Below are 16,353 nucleotides of genomic sequence, written 5' to 3' on the forward strand. Positions count from 1 at the left end.
GCCATCAACGCTTGGGGTGCGCAGCGCGGGCGGCGGCTTGAGCACGCTTGCCCCAGCAGCCGGGCCCGGCGACGTCGTCGCAGAGGCCTGCCACCCGTTGTTGGAGAAAGCCGCAAACCAACTGTTCGCCTCGCGCCGGGTGGGCGACCCGACCGGCACGCCTTCGCCGCGGCGAGGCCGTTTCAGCGACTGAAACCAAGAGATAAGGGAGCATGCAAGCCTTGAGAAATCATCTGCGCTCGCTCGATGAAGAGGGCCGCATCCGGACATTCAACCGCTACTGAAGGAACAATACATGGAAGAACTCGCAGGAGCCGACGCCAACGCCTTGATGGAGCGGGGAATAGCCCTGCTCCTGGGTTATGCGCCCAAGGTATTGCTGGCCATCGTCACCCTGCTGGCGGGCCTGTGGCTGATCAAGCGCTTCGTCAATGTGCTGGACAAGAAGCTCAGCGCCAGGGACCCGACGCTGGGCAAGTTCCTCTCCGGCGTGATCAGCGTGGCGCTGAAGGTGATGCTGCTCATCTCGGTGGCCTCCATGATCGGCATTGCCACCACCTCCTTCGTGGCGGTGATCGGTGCCGCGGGCCTGGCCATTGGTCTGGCGTTGCAGGGCAGTCTCGCGAACTTCGCCGGCGGGGTGCTGATCCTGATCTTCAAGCCCTTCAAGGTGGGCGATGTGATCGAGGCCCAGGGGTATCTGGGCAGCGTGGTGGAGATCCAGATCCTCTACACCATCGTCAATACCTTCGATAATCGCCGCATCGTCATTCCCAACGGCAATCTCTCCAACAGCAGCCTGACCAACCTCAGCGCCTACGAGACCCGGCGTTGCGAGATGAGCTTCGGCATCGGTTACGACGACGATATCGACAAGGCCAAGGCCATCTGCCGACGCTTGATCGAGGAAGACGAGCGCGCCCTCAAGGAGCCGGAGCCCTTGATCGTGGTGGGGGCGTTGGCCGACAGTTCCGTCAACCTCACCGTGCGGGCCTGGACCCGATCCGCTGACCTGTGGCCTTTCTACTGGGACATGCAGGAGCGGGTGAAGAAGGCATTCGACGCGGAGGGCATCAGTATTCCTTTCCCGCAGCGAACCGTGCACGTCGCCAGCGATGAGCAGAGCCTGGGCTGAGTTTCCAGGAGCGAAAGGGGAGGGCGCGCGCCTGTCGCCGCCCCCCCCCTTGCACTCAGCCCCGCCGCCAGCGGTGAAACCGCTCCAGCCAGCGCAACAGGCCCTCCGGGCTGTGTGCCTTGCGCCAGACGCCCGCCGCGTACTTGTTCGCCTCCGCCCAGGTGGGGTAGATGTGGATGGTGCTCAGAAGTTTGTTCAGGCCCAGCCCGTGCTTCATCGCCAGCACGAATTCCGCGATCAATTCTCCGGCATGGGAGCCGACGATGGTCGCGCCCAGAATGCGGTCCTTCCCCGGCGCGGTCAGCACTTTCACCACGCCACGGGCCTCGCCGTCGGCGATGGCCCGATCCAGATCCGCCAGATCGTACTCCGTGAGTTCGTAGGCGATACCGCGCTCCCGCGCTTCCGTTTCCGACAGCCCCACGCGCGCCACCTCCGGATCGGTGAAGGTGGCCCAGGGGATGACCCGGTAATCCACTCGAAAACGCTTCAGGGGTGAACCGAACAGGGCGTTCACCGACGCGTACCAGGCCTGGTGGGAGGCCACATGGGTGAACTGGTAGGGGCCTGCCACGTCGCCGCAGGCATAGATCGTGGGAATGCTGGTCTGCATGAAATCGTTCACCCCCAGCGTGTGCCGGGAGGTGAGCTGCACGCCCAGCTCTTCCAGCCCGTAGCCTTCTACCCGGGCGGCACGCCCCAGAGCCACCAGTATCCGGTCGCATTCGATCTCGACCTGCTTGCCCTGGTGCTCGCAGACAACGCTCAGCGCCTCGCCACGGCGTTTCACCTCCACCGCTCGGTGCGCCAGCCGCAGATCGATGCCCTCGTCACGAAATTGCCGCTGTACCCGCTCGGCGATGTCCGGATCCTCTCGGGGCAGCAGGCGCTCACCCATCTCCACCTGAATCACCTGTGAGCCCAGCCTGGAGAAGGCCTGGGCGAGCTCCGAGCCTATCGGGCCGCCCCCCAGCACCAGCAGCCGCCGGGGTTGCTCGCGCAGCTCCCACACGGTATCCGAGGTCAGATAACCCGCTTCCGCCAGGCCGGGTATGGGCGGCACCAGCGGCGAGGCTCCGGCCGCCACAACGATCGCCCGGGTGCTCAAGGTGTGGCCGTTCACCTCCACGGTCCAGGGGGAGGTGATGCGCGCCTCTCCCTCGATCACCTCTACTCCGAGCCCCTGGTAGCGCTCCACGGAATCATGGGGCTCGATTTGCCGCACCACATTCTGGATACGCGCCATCACCTTGGCGAAATCCAGCCGCACTTCCGCCTCCTGCACGCCGTAATCCTGACAGCGCCGTGCCTCATCGACGAAGCGGGCGGTGCGTATCAGCGCCTTGGAGGGCACGCAGCCGGTATTCAGGCAATCACCACCCATGCGGGATTTCTCGATCAGGGTGACCCGGGCCTTGACCGCGGCGGCGATGTAGCTTGCCACCAGGCCGCCGGAGCCGGCGCCGATCACCACCAGATTGCGATCGAAGTGGCGGGGTTTGCGGTGGCCGCTCAGGGCCTTGGCGGTTTTCAGCATGGTGAGCCCCTTCTTGGCGAGTAAGGGAAAGATGCCCAGCAGGGCAAAGGAGAACAGCAGGCCGGGGGAGAGGATGTCGCCGGGGGAATCCACGGCGGCGAGCTGGGTGCCGGCGTTCACATAGACCAGGGTCGCCGGCAGCATGCCCAGCTGGCTGACCCACCAGTAGGTCCAGGCGCGTATGGCGGTCAGCCCCATCACCAGGTTGACGACGAAGAAGGGGAAGATAGGCACCAGGCGCAGGGTGAACAGATAAAAGGCGCCGTCCTCGCGCACGCCCCGGTCCACCGCCTCCAGCCGCGCGCCGAAGCGCCGCGCCACGGTCTCGCGCAACAGGCCCCGGGCGATGAGAAAGGCGAGAAAGGCGCCCAGGGTGGAGGCGAACGAGACCAGTACGCTGCCGGCCGCCAGCCCGAACACGGCACCGCCGGCCAGCGTCATGATCGTCGCCCCCGGCAAGGAGAGCGCGGTAACCAGCACGTAAAGGCCGAAATAGGCGAGGGCCGCGGGCAGCCAGTGGGTGGCCACCAGATGTTGCAGCGCCGATTGCTGGGCCTTCAGCCAATCGAGGCTCAGATAACGCCCCAGGTCCAGGGCGAAGAAGGCCAGCACCGCGATCAGCAGGGCGGCCAGCAGGAACCAACGGGAATACCTCACGGGCACCTCTATCGAGCTTCGAAACGGATATCGCCGAACCAGGCCTCGGCCTGGCCGCCGGTGTTGTCGCAATCGGTCATCAGCGCAACGCCGTCGATGACGTCGATTTCCCGCTCGTGCAGGCGGCGAAAGTCCTCCCGCACATCGCGCCGCTCCTCGCGCCAGGCGCCGGTATCGCGTTCCCCGGAGCGCAGGGCCAGCATCATGGCATTGCCGGTAAAGGCATTGGGCCAGGCCTGCCCGCGGGGTTCGCCGCCGGCCCAGACATAGTTCACGGCCAGGGTGCGCCAGGGAAGCAGGCCGCCATCCACCACCACATAGACCCGGGCGGCGTAATCGTCGCCGGCCTTGCTGCGCTCGTCATTGCCCTGGAAAACCTCGTCCACCCGCCAGCGCCAACGCAGGATGGGTGTTTCCCGCAGGTCCACTTCCTGCTCCCGGTAGAGCACCGAGGCCGTACCGTCGCAACTGGCATGCAGTACCTGGCGGCCATTTTGCTCTTCCAGGCGGTAGCGGCTGTTGCCCTCGAAGGAACGCTCTTCCCAACCTGACAGGCCGGTCCGGGAAAAGGCCGGGATCTCGGCCGCCGTGGCACTGGCGAGCAGCAGCAGCAAGGGGATCGATGAAAACAGCCCGGGTCGCATGAGCGCCTCTCTCATGAGTCAAATGAAAGCCGCCGCATGGCGCCCCTGCGCCAGCGGGTAATCCGGCCCGTCGGCGATGGGCCGATGACAGGAGCGCCGGCAGGGGTGGTCATACGGGAACGCCCGAAAGGCGAGGGCCGGATCCATATTGGTATTCTCCTCGGCGGTCAGCTACCCCCCAGTTAATCGCGCCGCCCGAGCGGCGTCTATACGTGAAGCCCCGTATCCGGGGGTAGGGGTTGGTACTTATTGTCAGCCGCCTGCAATTGCGGGAGCCTGTAGCCCGCTACCTTAATAACGCTTTTCAGGAGTCGCCATGCACGCCGTGCTGCCCTTGCTTCGCGATACCGATTTCCCTCGGCTGCGCCGCGGGGCCCTGGAGACCTTGCAGATGAACCTGGGCTACCGCTGCAACCAGGCCTGTCTGCACTGTCACGTGAATGCCGGCCCCAGTCGCAAGGAGGCCATGGATCTGGAGACCATGGAGCTTGCCCTGGAGGTGTCGCGGCGTCGCGGCGTACGTACCCTGGACCTGACCGGGGGCGCGCCGGAGTTGAACGTGCATTTTCGAGAACTGGTGCGTCGAGCGCGCAAACAGGGCATACACGTGATCGACCGCTGCAACCTGACCGTGCTCAGTGAGCCGGGGCAGGAGGATCTGGCGGAATTTCTCGCCGAGCATGACGTGGAGGTGATCGCCTCCATGCCCTGCTATTCCGCCGACAATGTGGACAGCCAGCGGGGCGATGGCGTGTTCCAGCGCAGCATCGCCGGCTTGCGCCAGCTCAATGCTCTGGGCTACGGCGTGGAGGGCAGCGGGCGGGCACTCAACCTGGTCTACAACCCGCTGGGTCCCACCCTGCCGCCGGGCCAGGAAGCGCTACAGGCCGATTACAAACGCGAACTGCGTGCCCGTTTCGGTGTGGTCTTCACGGGGCTGTTCACGCTCGCCAACATGCCCATACAACGCTTCGGCAGCACACTGATTTCCCGTGGCCAGTTCGCGGATTACATGCGCCTGCTCAAGGAGAATCACAAGCCGGAGAATGTTCCTCAGGTGATGTGCCGCGGCCTGGTGAGCGTGGATTATCAGGGCTATCTGTACGATTGCGATTTCAACCAGATGCTCGGGCTGCCCCTGCAAGCCGTGGACGCGGCGCGTCCGCATCTGCGGGATCTGTTGGAGACGGATACCGAGGGCCGCGCGATCACTGTGGCCGACCACTGTTACGGCTGCACCGCGGGGCAGGGCAGCAGTTGTGGCGGCGCGTTGCAGGGTGCGTGAATGGCGCACCTGATCGTCTTTGCCAAGGCTCCCATGCCGGGACGGGTAAAGACCCGGCTGGCCAGAGCGGTGGGTGACCGGGCCGCGGCGCGAATCGCCACCCACATGCTCGATCACACCCTGGCCCAGGTCTGCGGCGCCGGGCTTGGCAGTGGCGAGCTGTGCGGCGCGCCGGACCGGGACCCTGTACTGGCGCGGGCGGCGGCGGAGGCCGGGCTGGCGCATACGGATCAGGGCGAGGGCGATCTGGGTGTGCGCATGCACCGAGCCATCGCGCGCGCGCTGAAGGCGCACGAGGAAGTTCTGCTGATCGGCACGGATTGCCCCGCGCTGGATGCGGGCCGGCTTGGGCGCGCCGCCGCGCGGCTGAAGGCAGGCACAACGGCGGTTTTCTACCCCACCCGGGATGGCGGCTATTGTCTGGTGGGCCTGCGCCGGGAGAACCGGCACTTGTTCACCGATATAGCCTGGAGTACCCCACGGGTTATGGCGGCGACCCGGGAGCGGCTGAAGACATTGGGCTGGGACTGGTGGGAAGGCGAAGTGCTGGAAGATGTGGATGAACCACCACAGCTGTCCAGCTTGCCGGCCGCCTGGCTCGCGCCCGGCTGAGTCGCCCCGGGACCAGCTTTCTCAGTGGCCCGCCACGGTACGATTGCGGCCGCCCTCCTTGGCAGCGTACAAGGCCCGGTCGGCGGCTTGCATCAAACCGGCCACGTGCACGCCCGGCACCGGTATGATCGCGGCAAGGCCGATGCTCACCGTCAGCCGCCCCGGTGCCGGCGCCACGGGGAAGGGTATGGCGGCTTCAGCCAGCCCGCGGTGAATCCGACCCGCCACCTCTTGGGCCCCCTTTTCATCGGTTTCCGGCAACAGCACCACGAATTCCTCGCCACCGTATCGCGCCACTAGATCCGCCGGGCGGGACACCGCGCGCCGCAGCGCTTTTCCGACCCGGATGAGCGCCTGGTCGCCTTCGCTGTGGCCGTAGCTGTCGTTATAGAGCTTGAAGCGGTCCACATCCACAAGCAGCAGTGCCAGCGGCAGGCTTCTGCGCCGGGCGCGGCGCCACTCCCTTGGCAGAGCCTCGTCGAAGGCGCGGCGGTTGGCGATGCCCAGCAGCGGATCCGTGTAGGAGAGACACTCCAGCTCCTTGTTGCGCACCTGCAATGTCTTCTGTATCTGCTTGAACTCGGTGATGTCCTGAGCGAGAAGCAGCACCTGTTCCACCTCATCGGCCTCATCGCGCAAAGGCGCTCCGATGACCTTGTAACACCGGTCGCCGTAGGCGATTTCCCCGCCAGACTCCGCGCCGGTCAGCGCGGTTCGGGCGATCTCCGTGAGGGCCTGAGCGCTGGGTGGCGGATGAACGTCCGCCAGCGATTGCCCGATCAATGCCGCATTATCCAGCCCAAGCTCGTCGGCAAGAGGCTTCCCCTCGGCGAAGACGTAGCGCAGTTCGGCATCCAGCACAGCCACTCGGCCGCTGGGCAGGCGGCGAGTGATCTCCCGCGCCAGTGTTTCCGCGCGGTGCTGTTCCTGCGCCTGGCGCAAGGTGTTCTCGTTGGCTTGCTCTGCAACGCGCAAGGCCCGGCGCACCATACGGATGGCGAACAGCGCGCCGCCACCGAGGGCGATCAAGATCACTGCGGTCCAGAACCACTCCAGCCACAGAGCATTGATCAACAGGCTGTAAGGGCTCCCGACGGCCACCTCTACCGGGTATCCGCGCAAGCCCTTTCTGACGTAAAGGTTCTCCTCCCCGCGCCCACCCCAGGGCGCGATACCACGTTCTGCGGGAGCCCAGCCCGGCACTATGCGCTGCTCCGAATCGGACAAGGAGGCTTCGTTGCGGCTGCGGGTGAGCAAGGCGCCATTGTCCAGGTACATGAGCAGACGACGATCGGAGGCCTCCGGCAGCAGGGCGTAAAAGCGCTCGAAATAGTTCACGTCCAGCATGGCCACCACGATCCCGGCGAAAGCCCCCCCTTGGGGCGCCAGCCCCATACTGACCGGTACCAGGTATCGGCCGCTGCCCGCACCCACCACCGGCGCACTGATTCGCAGCGAGGGGTCAGTTCGATGGGCGTGGAAGTAATCCCGCTCGCCAATGACCGTGCCCAGCATCTCCGTCGGGCCACCACTCCAGAAACGTACCCTCCCTTCACTGTCGACCATGGCCAGAGAGGTCAGTTGCGGGAGCTGATCCAGCCGCCGCCGCAGAGAAGCGGCGTATTCCAAGGCGCTGGCAACTTCGTCCAGGCTCGTATCGTGGACCAGCCCGACCACGTCCGTGAGCACGGTTTCCGCGGAGGCGAGGGACAGCTCCGCGTGCTCTGCAAACAAGCGCGCTTCCACCTCCAGCCGCGCAAATCGGCTGGAGGTGGCATCACGGTAATCGGACCAGGCATCCAGCAGGGCGAGCACACCGAGCAGACTGAGCGCGTAAAATGCATATTGGCGCAAGAGGTGCTGGGGTGTTTTTACCACTGTCTGATCTCCCTCGCTGAACAGGAGTTCGGTGGATGCTCACTGCGACATCCTGGAAGTTAGTGTGCACGCCATCGCTTCCGCCTCCACCGCCACGGAAGCGATGAAGGCGGAGGCGCTGCGCCGGCAGTGTGTTTCTTTCCCAGGTCGCCATCACCGCTCCTGCCGGTGGCCCGGGCTGTGCGATTGGCGAGAAGAGTGCGGTGCAACCGCTGGGAATTGGTCAGTGCCTCCCTAAACCATGGTGGCGGTGTTTCTGGCTGATGCCCACGTAAGTCCAGGCCAGGACAAGACCGAAAGCCAGGTGGGCGATCACCGTCACGGCATTGCGGGCGCCGGCGAACCACGGCCACAGCGCGGTAAAGCCGTAGAAGTTGACCAGGTAAACCGCCAGGCCGAAGCCGGCACCCGCCACCAGCGCCGTCGACAGGCGCACACCACCGAAAACCCAGGCGAAAATGCCGGCAAGCACCCAGGAAAGCACGAAGTGGACGATCAGCGCGGTCAGCACGATGCCGGCATCGAAGCCGGCCGGCGGCGGCAGCACGCCCGAACCCAGCACCATGGCCGCAATCATTCGCGGCGGCCCCCAGGGACTACCCCCCAGGAACAGTGGCACCATGAGCATTTCCAGCAACAGAAAGACGGCCCCGGCCAGCAGGCCGCTCCACAGCACAGGCCGCCATTCCAGTTCCTGGTGCCCAATCAAGGTGTGTACATGTACTTGTGCCATCGCCGCACCTCCTGCGCGAATAACCCTGACGCAGGTAAGGGATGCCGCTCGGCGGTGTCCTTTGCAATACGTGATAACCCCTACGGCAAGGCCACGCGCTGTGGTCCCAAGGGAAAGGGCCGCCGCGGGCGTTCCCCGGCATGCATGCGGCAGGCGCCGGGACAAGGCCGGATCGCGGGCTGGGCAACTCGCGCGTTTGCCGGGCTCATCCGGTGATAAGTCATTCGGCCCAGCCTGCCGATGATGCCCTGGGTACACGCTGTGGCCATGGTGATACTGAACAGATGGTTATTCCTGATGGGGAAACAGCCGCTCCGGTAGCCAGGCCAGAAACACCAACATGCCAAACAGCTCCACCAGCGACTGCAGCACGATCGCCACTGCGGCCAACTCCCAGCCCGACGGCAGGGCCAAGGCGAACGGCAGCATCATGAAGGAGTTTCGCGTGCCCAGGCTGAAGGTCAGAGTCCGGGCCGCCGGCGGGGGCAGGGCGAAGGCACGGGACAGCCAGCGCCCGAACAGGGCCGCGCCGACCAGATACGCGATAAACACCAGCGCAACCCGGCCGAGCATGTCCAGGCCAGCCAATACGGTCTGTACCTGGGAGGCGGCGATGAAAAACACCACCAGCGCGAGCAGCGGCACCGGCCAGCCGCCGAGGCGGCGGATCGTGCCTCGCCAAACCTCGTGTTGTCGCGCGGCACCTTGCATCCAGCCGGCGAACAGCAGCGGCATGAGCAGAATCCCCAGCACCACGGCCAGCAACGTTCCCGGGTCGAATGCCGGCAGCAGTTCGCGCCCCAGGAAAAGCCATAGATACATCGGCAACAATAACAGCTGCAGCAGCAGATTGATGGGCGTCACCACCACGGCGCGCCGCGCATCGCCTCCACCGAGCTGGACGAAGGTGACGAACCAGTCCGTGCAGGGCACCAACAGCACAAGCAACACCCCGAGCCGGATGGCATCAGAGGCCGGCAGCAGGGCCAAAAGCCCCCAGACAAAGACCGGCACCAACAGGAAGTTGCCGATCAGCACCGCGGCGATGAAGCGGGCGTCGCGAAAAGCCTGACCCGGCCGCGCCAGTGGTATCTGGGTGAAGGTGGTGAAAAGCAGCAAGGCTAGCAGAGGCCAAAGCAGGGTATCGACATGACTGAATGCCGCGGGAAAGGTGTTGCCCAGGATCAGCCCCAGGGTGATCGCCAACAGATACAGCCAGACCTGGTTGCGCTCGAGTTGGATGCGAGTCACCGGAGTAACTTCTCTATTGATCGCTCGCCGGATTGTGCCCGCTGCACTAGGAGCGGGCCGTGGGAGCACCGCAGGCCGGCAGCCTGGGCGAAGCCGAGTTGGCGGCGGCGAGTGAGGTGGAGGCGGAAGGGCTGTGATGCGCCTGCTGATCCTTCATTTACCATAATATACATTATGCGCAGCAACGCCTCGGAACAGCACACCGTTTTGGATGTTGCCGGCACCAAGGTGCGTTTAACCATCAGCGAATACATCAGACGCACAAGCAGCCCGGTTATTTTTGGTAAGCGCTGGTCGAAAAGCAGCCAGCGCGGCCACCGCCCTCAAAGCCCTTCCACACTCATGCCATGGTTCGCCAGCCACTGTTTGCGTCGCTCGTAATCCGGCATGGCGCGCTCCAGGCGGCGCCAGAACGCCGGTGTGTGGTGCGGCTCCAGCAAGTGCACCAGTTCGTGCACCACCACGTACTCGGCAATGCTTCGCGGCAGCAGCACGGTCTTCCAGTGGAAGTACACCTGGCCACCCTTGCCGCAGGACCCCCAGCGGTAACCAAGGTCCTGCACCTTCACGCCGCCGGGCTGCACCTCCATGCGCGGCGCGTTGGCCCGCACCCGGTTTGCCAGCCACTCCCGACCGCGGTGCGTGTACCAGCGGATGAATTGCCCACGACCCTCCGCGCCCAGATCACTGCGCAGCCGGAAACGCCCGCCCACAAGCTTCAACGGTTCGTCCTGCTCATCCACCAGTTTCAGGCGGTAGCTGCGCCCCAGATACAGAAAGCCCTCGCCGTCCACGAATTCCTTGCGCGGAATCACGTGCTGCAGCTGCGCCTTCTCCGCCAGCTTGGTGTAGATCCAATAGCGTTTCTCGTGCACGAACCGTCGCAGGTGCTGCTCCTCGGTTCCCGTGGGCGCGGACAGCAACAATTCGCCGTCGCGCTCCACGGTGATCTGCAGGGTCTTGCGACGGGCGCTGAGGCGCACCGTGAATGCCAGTTCGTCCACCTGCAGCCGGTTCATGCCTTGGTGAGCTTCTCGTGGTTGGCCCTCGCCAGTTCCATGAGCTTGTCGGCGGTGGCGGGCAAATTCTTCATGGGCAGCAGCTTGCGCGCGGCGAGCTCCCGGAACAACCGGGTGCGCAGCGCCGTCTGGTCGGGTACGCGGGCCGGCTTCCAGAAGTCGGGAATACGCAGCTCGCCGGTGAGGATTTCCACCACCTCGGCGGTGGCATCCATCAGCTTGGCCTGGGTCTGCGCATCCGGCTGGTCGTCGCCAAGCTTGGCACTCGTGAGCAGACGCAGGAACGGCAGGCAGTGCTCGGGCATGTGCGGCAGGTCTTCGCCTTCGAGTCGGGCATCACCGTGCAACTCGGCCTTGATCTCGCCGAAGGCGTCCATCTGCTCCTGCCACTGCCCCTCCAGCTTCTCCAGCAGCTCTTTCAGGCGCTCGCTGAGCTTGCCGTACTTCACCGGGTCCTCGTCCATGTGCTTGCGGATATGGGCGCGGATGGCGTGCTCCATCTCCGAGGCCTTGGCCCGGTCGCCGACCTGGCGGTTGATGTGACGCTCGAAGTCGGTGTCCGTGAGCTGCACCGGCGGAATCCTGGGGTCTATGCCCAGGGAGATGACATGGTCTTCCACCAGCCGGCGCACCTTCGCGCCCACGTCCCGGCCCAGCTCCACCATGTCCTTGTAACGCCCGCGGGACGCGGCGTAGATATGCGCCAGGCGCTTGGCATCGGCGGTGAACTCCAGCCCCTCGGGCCGGGGCAGCACCTCATCCAGCAGCGCGGTGAACTGCTTGAACTTTACCGTGAACTCGGCCCGTACCCGCTCGTCCCCCAGCGCCTCGATGACGGCTTCCACGTCGTCCAGACTCTCCACACCCTGGGCGCGCAGCACGTCGATGGTGCGCAGGTGCCGATCACGCAGGGTCGGAATGTCGTCCTTGAGGCTTTGCAGCGCGCCTTCAACATCCTCGGCGCTGTAGGCGGCCAGGGCCTCCTGGAGATGATGGGCCACGCCGTAATAATCCACCACGAAGCCGGCCCGCTTGCCGAAACCGGTACGGTTCACCCGCGCCACGGCCTGCAGCAGCTCGGCCTCGCGGATGGGCTTGTCCAGGTACAGCACCGCCTCGATGGGCGCATCGAAGCCGGTGAGCAGCATGGTGCGCACCACCAGAAAGGCCAGCGGGTCCTGCTTGTCCGGGTCTTTATGGCTCAGCGGCTTCTTGAAACGCTTGATATGGGATTCAACGGCGGCGTTATCGCTCCAGCGCGCCCACCGGGCCGGGTCATTGTGGTCGGCGCTGATCACGGCGGCGAACTCCAGCTTCGCCAGCAGCTCCCGGTAGTGCCAGGCCTGCACCGCCGCCTGCACCCGGTACGGGCGCTGCATCAGCGCATCCATGTCCATGGCCTTCTCGGTCGGGCTCAGCGCCAGGGCCTGCTCCAGCAATTCGGCGCGGGCCTGCTCGAAGGCCTTTTGATAAGCCACCGCCGCCCGGCGGCTGTAGGCGGCCACCTGAGCCTTGTAGCCATTGGGCAGCATGTGGATGACGTAGTGGCGCAGCATGTCGGCGGCCTTTTCCTCGATCAGCTTCGGCGCTTCGAGGATCTGGCCCTTGGTGGCGTATTTCTTCTTGATCGCCTCCAGCTCTTCCGGGCTGCGCTCGCGGAACAGATCCTCGAACAGCTCGTCCAGGCTGCCGCCCTCCTTCACCGCGCCACTGGCGGTGCGGCCCTCGTAGAGTACCGGCACGGTGGCGCCGTCGCGCTCGGATTCCTTGATGGTGTAGCGGTCGATGAACTCGCCGAAGATCTCGTGAGTGCGTTTCTTCTCGCCCATGATGATGGGCGTGCCGGTGAAGCCGATGCGCGCGCAATTGGGCAGCGCGCGCAACAGGTTGGCATGCAGGTCGCCGGCCTGGGTGCGGTGGGCCTCGTCGATCATCACCAGGATATCGGCGCTGTCGTTCAACAGCTCGAAAGGCTGGTCCGGTCTCGGGCCGCCCTGCTCCGCCGCATCGCGCCTGTCCCACTCCACCCGTTCGTCGCGCAGGCGGTAAGGCGCGGCCTCTTCCGGCTCGCGATACTTCTGGATGGTGGCGAACACCAGTCCCGGCCCCGGGCGCTTGACCAGGCTCTTGAGCTTGCCGGTCTTCTTCGCGACTTCCACGTTCTCGCCGGTAAGGCTGGCGGTGGCGGCAAGCTGGGTCTGCAGATCCTTGCGATCGGTGATCACCACCACCTTGAAGCGGCGCAGATCCGGGTCGGTGCGCAGCTTGCGCACCAGAAACACCATGCTCAGGCTCTTGCCCGAGCCCTGGGTGTGCCAGATGATGCCGCCCCGCCGGTCGTGCTCACCGTCCTCCAGCCGGGTCTCGCCGGTTTTCAGCCGCTCGATGGCCTTGGTGACGGCGCGGAACTGCTGGTAACGACAGACCGCCTTGATGGTCTGCCCGGCCGGGTTCATGAACAGGGTGTAGTGGCGGACGATGTCCAGCAGGTTCGTTTTGGTGAGCATGCCGGCGATCAAACGCTGCTGGCTGGAGAGCTGCGTCACGGCGAGCGCCGCGGCCGCCTCACCTTCCGTGCGCGGCGCCACCGTTTTCCAGTTCAGGTAATGGTCGAAGCCCGCGCCGATGGTGCCCACACGGGCATCGTCGAAGTTGCTGGCGATCAGTAATTGATTGCTGTGGAACAGCGCCGGCGCGCCCTCGTTGTCTTCTACCTCGAAGGCGGCCTTGCGCTGGTTGGTGTAGCGGCGCAGCTGATCCACCGCCGAGGGCAGACCCTCGGGCACACCGCGGCCCTTGCACTCCACCACCACCAGCGGGATGCCGTTCACCAGCAGCACCAGGTCCGGGATGATGTGCGCCGCGGCACCGTCATGCCCCGGCGGGCACTTCACCTTGTACTGGTTGATGACCGTGTAGCGGTTATTCTCGGGCTCGTCCCAGTCGATGTAGCGAACAGTCTGGCCGCGGCCCCCGTCCCAATCCGGCAGGCCATCGACGGCGGTGCCGTTGAGCAGCAATTCGGTGGCGGCCTGGTTGGCCTCCATGAGCTTCGCGGCGGGGATGCGGGTTAGTGCCGCCGCGGCCTGGGACAGGCGCTCTTCGTCCAGCCAGGGTTGGCCATCGCGCCGGTTCAGGCGGTAAAGCTGCTCGCGCAGCACGTCTTCCTGAATGACCTGGGCAAAGTCGCCGCGCCCGGTGGCCGCAGGGTCGTCCAGCGAGCCCTGCAGGTACTCCCAGCCCTGGGCTTGCAGTTGGCGAATGAAGGGGAGTTCTACGTCGTTGAATTCCGGGCCGGCCACGCCGCCCCCCTTTAGCTTGCTTTGCGAGTGTTGTTTTTGTCCCGCTCAGCCTACCTTCCCCTTGAGAGACTGGGAACCCGACCCATTTCGTTTATTGCGATTTTCGGTTATTTCGAATATCCTTGGATGCAAGGCAGGGACGGCAACAACAGGGAGAAGCCCATGCACAACGCGGAAGACAAAGGCAATCTGCCCAACGATGAAACCACCGCCCTGGCTCGCGCCAGCGCCACGGAGCTGAGCAAGCTGCTGGCGCGCCGCCCGGAGGCCGAACGGGCCCGAGTGCAATTGGACGGCACCGACCTCGTTTTGCCCCGCCACGCCCTGGTGCTGCTGCGCGATACCCTGGCACAAATGGCACAGGGCAATGCGGTGACTATCGTTCCCACTCACGCGGAACTGACCACCCAGGAGGCGGCCGGCATCCTCAACGTCTCCCGTCCGCATCTGGTCAAGCTACTGGAACAAGGAGAGCTCCCCTACACCCGTGTGGGCACCCACAGGCGCATCCGCTACGAAGACCTGATGGCCTATCAGCAGGAACGCCAGCGCCGCAGCGAGCAGGCCATGGATGAGTTGGCAGCCCAGGCACAAGAACTGGGCCTCGGCTACTGATGCGCTTTGTGGTCATCTACGACGCCTGTGTGCTCTACCCTGCGCCCCTGCGTGATCTGCTGATACGACTGGCCATGACCGGTATGTTCGCTGCCAGGTGGACCGAACAGATCCATGATGAATGGATGCGAAACCTGGTGGCGAAACGGCCCGAGCTGCGTGAGGCGGTGTATCGAACACGAACACTGATGAACGAAGCTGTGCCCGATTGTCTGGTAGAGGGCCATGAGCCACTGATCGACGGACTCACGCTGCCCGATCCCGACGACCGCCATGTTCTGGCCGCCGCCATTCGGGCTGGTGCGCAACTCATCGTCACGGCCAATCTCAAGGACTTTCCGGCAAAGGTGCTGGATGGCTTCGGGATCGAGGCCGTGCACCCGGATCGCTTCGTGGAGCAGCAGATGGACCTGCACGAGGGGGTAGTGGTTGCCGCTGCCAAGCAGCAACGGGCAGCCCTGCGGAACCCGCCGGTCGAGGCCACGGATTTTCTCGATCTGCTGGCGGCGCAGGGGCTGGTGGTAACGGCTGACCGACTGCGCGCGTTTCAGCAGTTCATTTGATCTGGAGCCCAGAGCGATGAGGAAAGGACGAAACCTGCCGCGCCAGCGGCCCTCCTCTAATGAGATAATCAAGTCCGTGACCAGTTCCACCGTCTTGTCTACCGGCAAATCCGTGGCGCGCATAGAGGCCAAATTACGCTAGCCTGATCCGCGCTTCCAGAACTTGAAGCTTGGCTGAGGCGGGCTCAAAAACGCAAGTAAGCAGGCTTTAGCTGCCAGTCATAGGAGCATGACCAGCCTACCCTGACCTTGGGAGGCTGGGAACCCGCACCGCTTCAGGCATGGCACGGGTGGGTTGTTGATGCGTTGGCAACGCAGCCAGCGTATAATGAGCGGTAGTTTCATAAAGGCTGCTGTTCATGAGCAAACCCGCGAAAACTCCCACCCGCACCACTCAGCCAAGCCGCGAGGCAATACTCCGCTCGGTGGCCAGCTCCACCGCCATCGAGACCGGTGAACCGGTTAGCCGTATCGAGGCGCGCTTGCGCGCGGGCAAATCCCGCTTCAGAGACCTGCCGCTCGGCTGACCAGGCCTTCCATGGGTGCGTAGTCCCCGCCCAGGCCGGCGTGTATGGCGCCGATATAGCCCTCGGTGTTCTGTTTCCAGGGCTGAAAATCCAGCATCCCAAGCCCCGCTTGTACGGCCATGACATCGGCCAACACACGCGAGATTCGACCATTCCGTTCCCGAAACGGGTGAATCAGAATCAGTTCCACGTGGACGACGGCGATCGCGTGAACCGCTTGCTCAACGCTCATGCCCGCGCAGGGTGTCAACGGCCCCAGATGCTGACGCTCGAGATCCGCCAACAGCCGTGGCACCTGAGCCGCCGCCGCGAACTGGAACCCGCCCTTGGCGATGTTCACGGAGCGCTCTTCACCGGCCCAGGGATAAATGTTAACCAGCCATTTACGGTGCCACTCCTTGATCATGGCCACTGACAGAGGCTGATCCGGTGCCACTGTCTGCAACACGTGTTCGTGGAGCTTTAGCAGGAGCTGCAGTTCAGCCTCGTCCATTTCGGCGGGATCGGTAAGGCCCAGCTTGTTTGCCAGCACCTGCTCATTGGAGCCTGGCTGAAACTGGCCTTCCGAGCCCGGTACGGAATAGCGGTTCATGGG

The 16,353-nt window shown here is 64.7% G+C and carries 15 protein-coding genes; 6 read left to right on the forward strand and 9 right to left on the reverse strand.

All coding sequences use genetic code 11. The features are described 5' to 3' along the window. Positions 1-295 precede the first annotated feature (295 nt). Complete coding sequence (locus GBG68_RS03810) at positions 296-1,135, forward strand: mechanosensitive ion channel family protein (RefSeq protein WP_152145296.1); 840 nt, start codon at positions 296-298, stop codon at positions 1,133-1,135. A gap of 55 nt (positions 1,136-1,190) precedes the next feature. Here the strand turns inward: GBG68_RS03810 and GBG68_RS03815 are convergent, their stop codons facing one another. Genes GBG68_RS03815 through GBG68_RS14525 form a run of 3 tightly spaced genes read right to left on the reverse strand, consistent with a single transcriptional unit; the run spans position 1,191 to position 4,120 of the window. Continuing rightward, positions 1,191-3,329, reverse strand: a complete 2,139-nt coding sequence (locus tag GBG68_RS03815; RefSeq protein ID WP_152145298.1) for an FAD-dependent oxidoreductase — start codon at positions 3,327-3,329, stop codon at positions 1,191-1,193. A gap of 8 nt (positions 3,330-3,337) precedes the next feature. Further along, positions 3,338-3,973 carry a DUF3047 domain-containing protein gene (locus GBG68_RS03820; protein ID WP_226801612.1) on the reverse strand — a complete coding sequence of 212 codons (636 nt, stop codon included), beginning with the start codon at positions 3,971-3,973 and terminating at the stop codon, positions 3,338-3,340. Between the two features lie 18 nt (positions 3,974-3,991). Continuing rightward, a complete protein-coding gene (locus GBG68_RS14525; RefSeq protein WP_264297974.1) occupies positions 3,992-4,120 on the reverse strand; it encodes a hypothetical protein in 129 nt (42 codons plus the stop codon). 169 nt (positions 4,121-4,289) lie between these two features. On the opposite strand from GBG68_RS14525, the gene arsS reads away from it, so the two are divergent. Both arsS and GBG68_RS03830 read left to right on the forward strand, forming a co-directional pair. Further along, complete coding sequence (arsS, locus tag GBG68_RS03825) at positions 4,290-5,258, forward strand: arsenosugar biosynthesis radical SAM (seleno)protein ArsS (RefSeq protein WP_152145304.1); 969 nt, start codon at positions 4,290-4,292, stop codon at positions 5,256-5,258. Then, a complete protein-coding gene (locus GBG68_RS03830; RefSeq protein ID WP_152145306.1) occupies positions 5,259-5,870 on the forward strand; it encodes a TIGR04282 family arsenosugar biosynthesis glycosyltransferase in 612 nt (203 codons plus the stop codon). A gap of 21 nt (positions 5,871-5,891) precedes the next feature. Here GBG68_RS03830 and GBG68_RS14620 read toward each other — a convergent pair whose 3' ends face one another. The 5 genes from GBG68_RS14620 to GBG68_RS03855 form a co-directional block, all read right to left on the reverse strand. Next, positions 5,892-7,748 (reverse strand): diguanylate cyclase domain-containing protein, encoded by a 1,857-nt coding sequence (locus tag GBG68_RS14620; RefSeq protein ID WP_152145308.1) that lies wholly within the window; start codon positions 7,746-7,748, stop codon positions 5,892-5,894. Positions 7,749-7,971: 223 nt separating this feature from the next. Beyond that, complete coding sequence (locus GBG68_RS03840) at positions 7,972-8,481, reverse strand: hypothetical protein (protein WP_152145310.1); 510 nt, start codon at positions 8,479-8,481, stop codon at positions 7,972-7,974. A 288-nt stretch (positions 8,482-8,769) separates the two neighbouring features. Next, positions 8,770-9,732, reverse strand: coding sequence for an arsenic resistance protein (locus GBG68_RS03845; RefSeq protein WP_152145312.1), 963 nt, complete (start codon positions 9,730-9,732; stop codon positions 8,770-8,772). Between the two features lie 323 nt (positions 9,733-10,055). Then, complete coding sequence (locus GBG68_RS03850) at positions 10,056-10,751, reverse strand: M48 family metallopeptidase (RefSeq protein ID WP_152145314.1); 696 nt, start codon at positions 10,749-10,751, stop codon at positions 10,056-10,058. Next, positions 10,748-14,053 (reverse strand): type I restriction endonuclease subunit R, encoded by a 3,306-nt coding sequence (locus tag GBG68_RS03855; RefSeq protein WP_152145316.1) that lies wholly within the window; start codon positions 14,051-14,053, stop codon positions 10,748-10,750. Before GBG68_RS03855 ends, GBG68_RS03850 begins: the two co-directional genes overlap by 4 nt. Positions 14,054-14,215: 162 nt before the next feature. Between GBG68_RS03855 and GBG68_RS03860 the strand changes: the two genes are divergently transcribed. From GBG68_RS03860 to GBG68_RS14085, 3 genes are all read left to right on the forward strand, one after another. Then, complete coding sequence (locus GBG68_RS03860) at positions 14,216-14,668, forward strand: helix-turn-helix domain-containing protein (RefSeq protein ID WP_152145318.1); 453 nt, start codon at positions 14,216-14,218, stop codon at positions 14,666-14,668. Further along, the gene (locus tag GBG68_RS03865) at positions 14,668-15,231 is read left to right on the forward strand and encodes a PIN domain-containing protein (RefSeq protein ID WP_152145320.1); all 564 of its coding nucleotides are present in this window, start codon (positions 14,668-14,670) and stop codon (positions 15,229-15,231) included. Before GBG68_RS03860 ends, GBG68_RS03865 begins: the two co-directional genes overlap by 1 nt. Positions 15,232-15,590: 359 nt before the next feature. Continuing rightward, entirely contained in the window at positions 15,591-15,758 is a 168-nt protein-coding gene (locus GBG68_RS14085) for a hypothetical protein (RefSeq protein ID WP_193222207.1), read from the forward strand. On the opposite strand, the gene GBG68_RS03870 is transcribed toward GBG68_RS14085, so the two are convergent. Continuing rightward, positions 15,736-16,350, reverse strand: coding sequence for a Fic/DOC family protein (locus GBG68_RS03870; RefSeq protein ID WP_152145322.1), 615 nt, complete (start codon positions 16,348-16,350; stop codon positions 15,736-15,738). The two genes, GBG68_RS14085 and GBG68_RS03870, sit on opposite strands and share 23 nt — an antisense overlap. Positions 16,351-16,353: the final 3 nt, after the last annotated feature.

It is taken from the genome of Alkalilimnicola sp. S0819 (genome assembly GCF_009295635.1).
Classification (GTDB): domain Bacteria; phylum Pseudomonadota; class Gammaproteobacteria; order Nitrococcales; family WHIW01; genus S0819.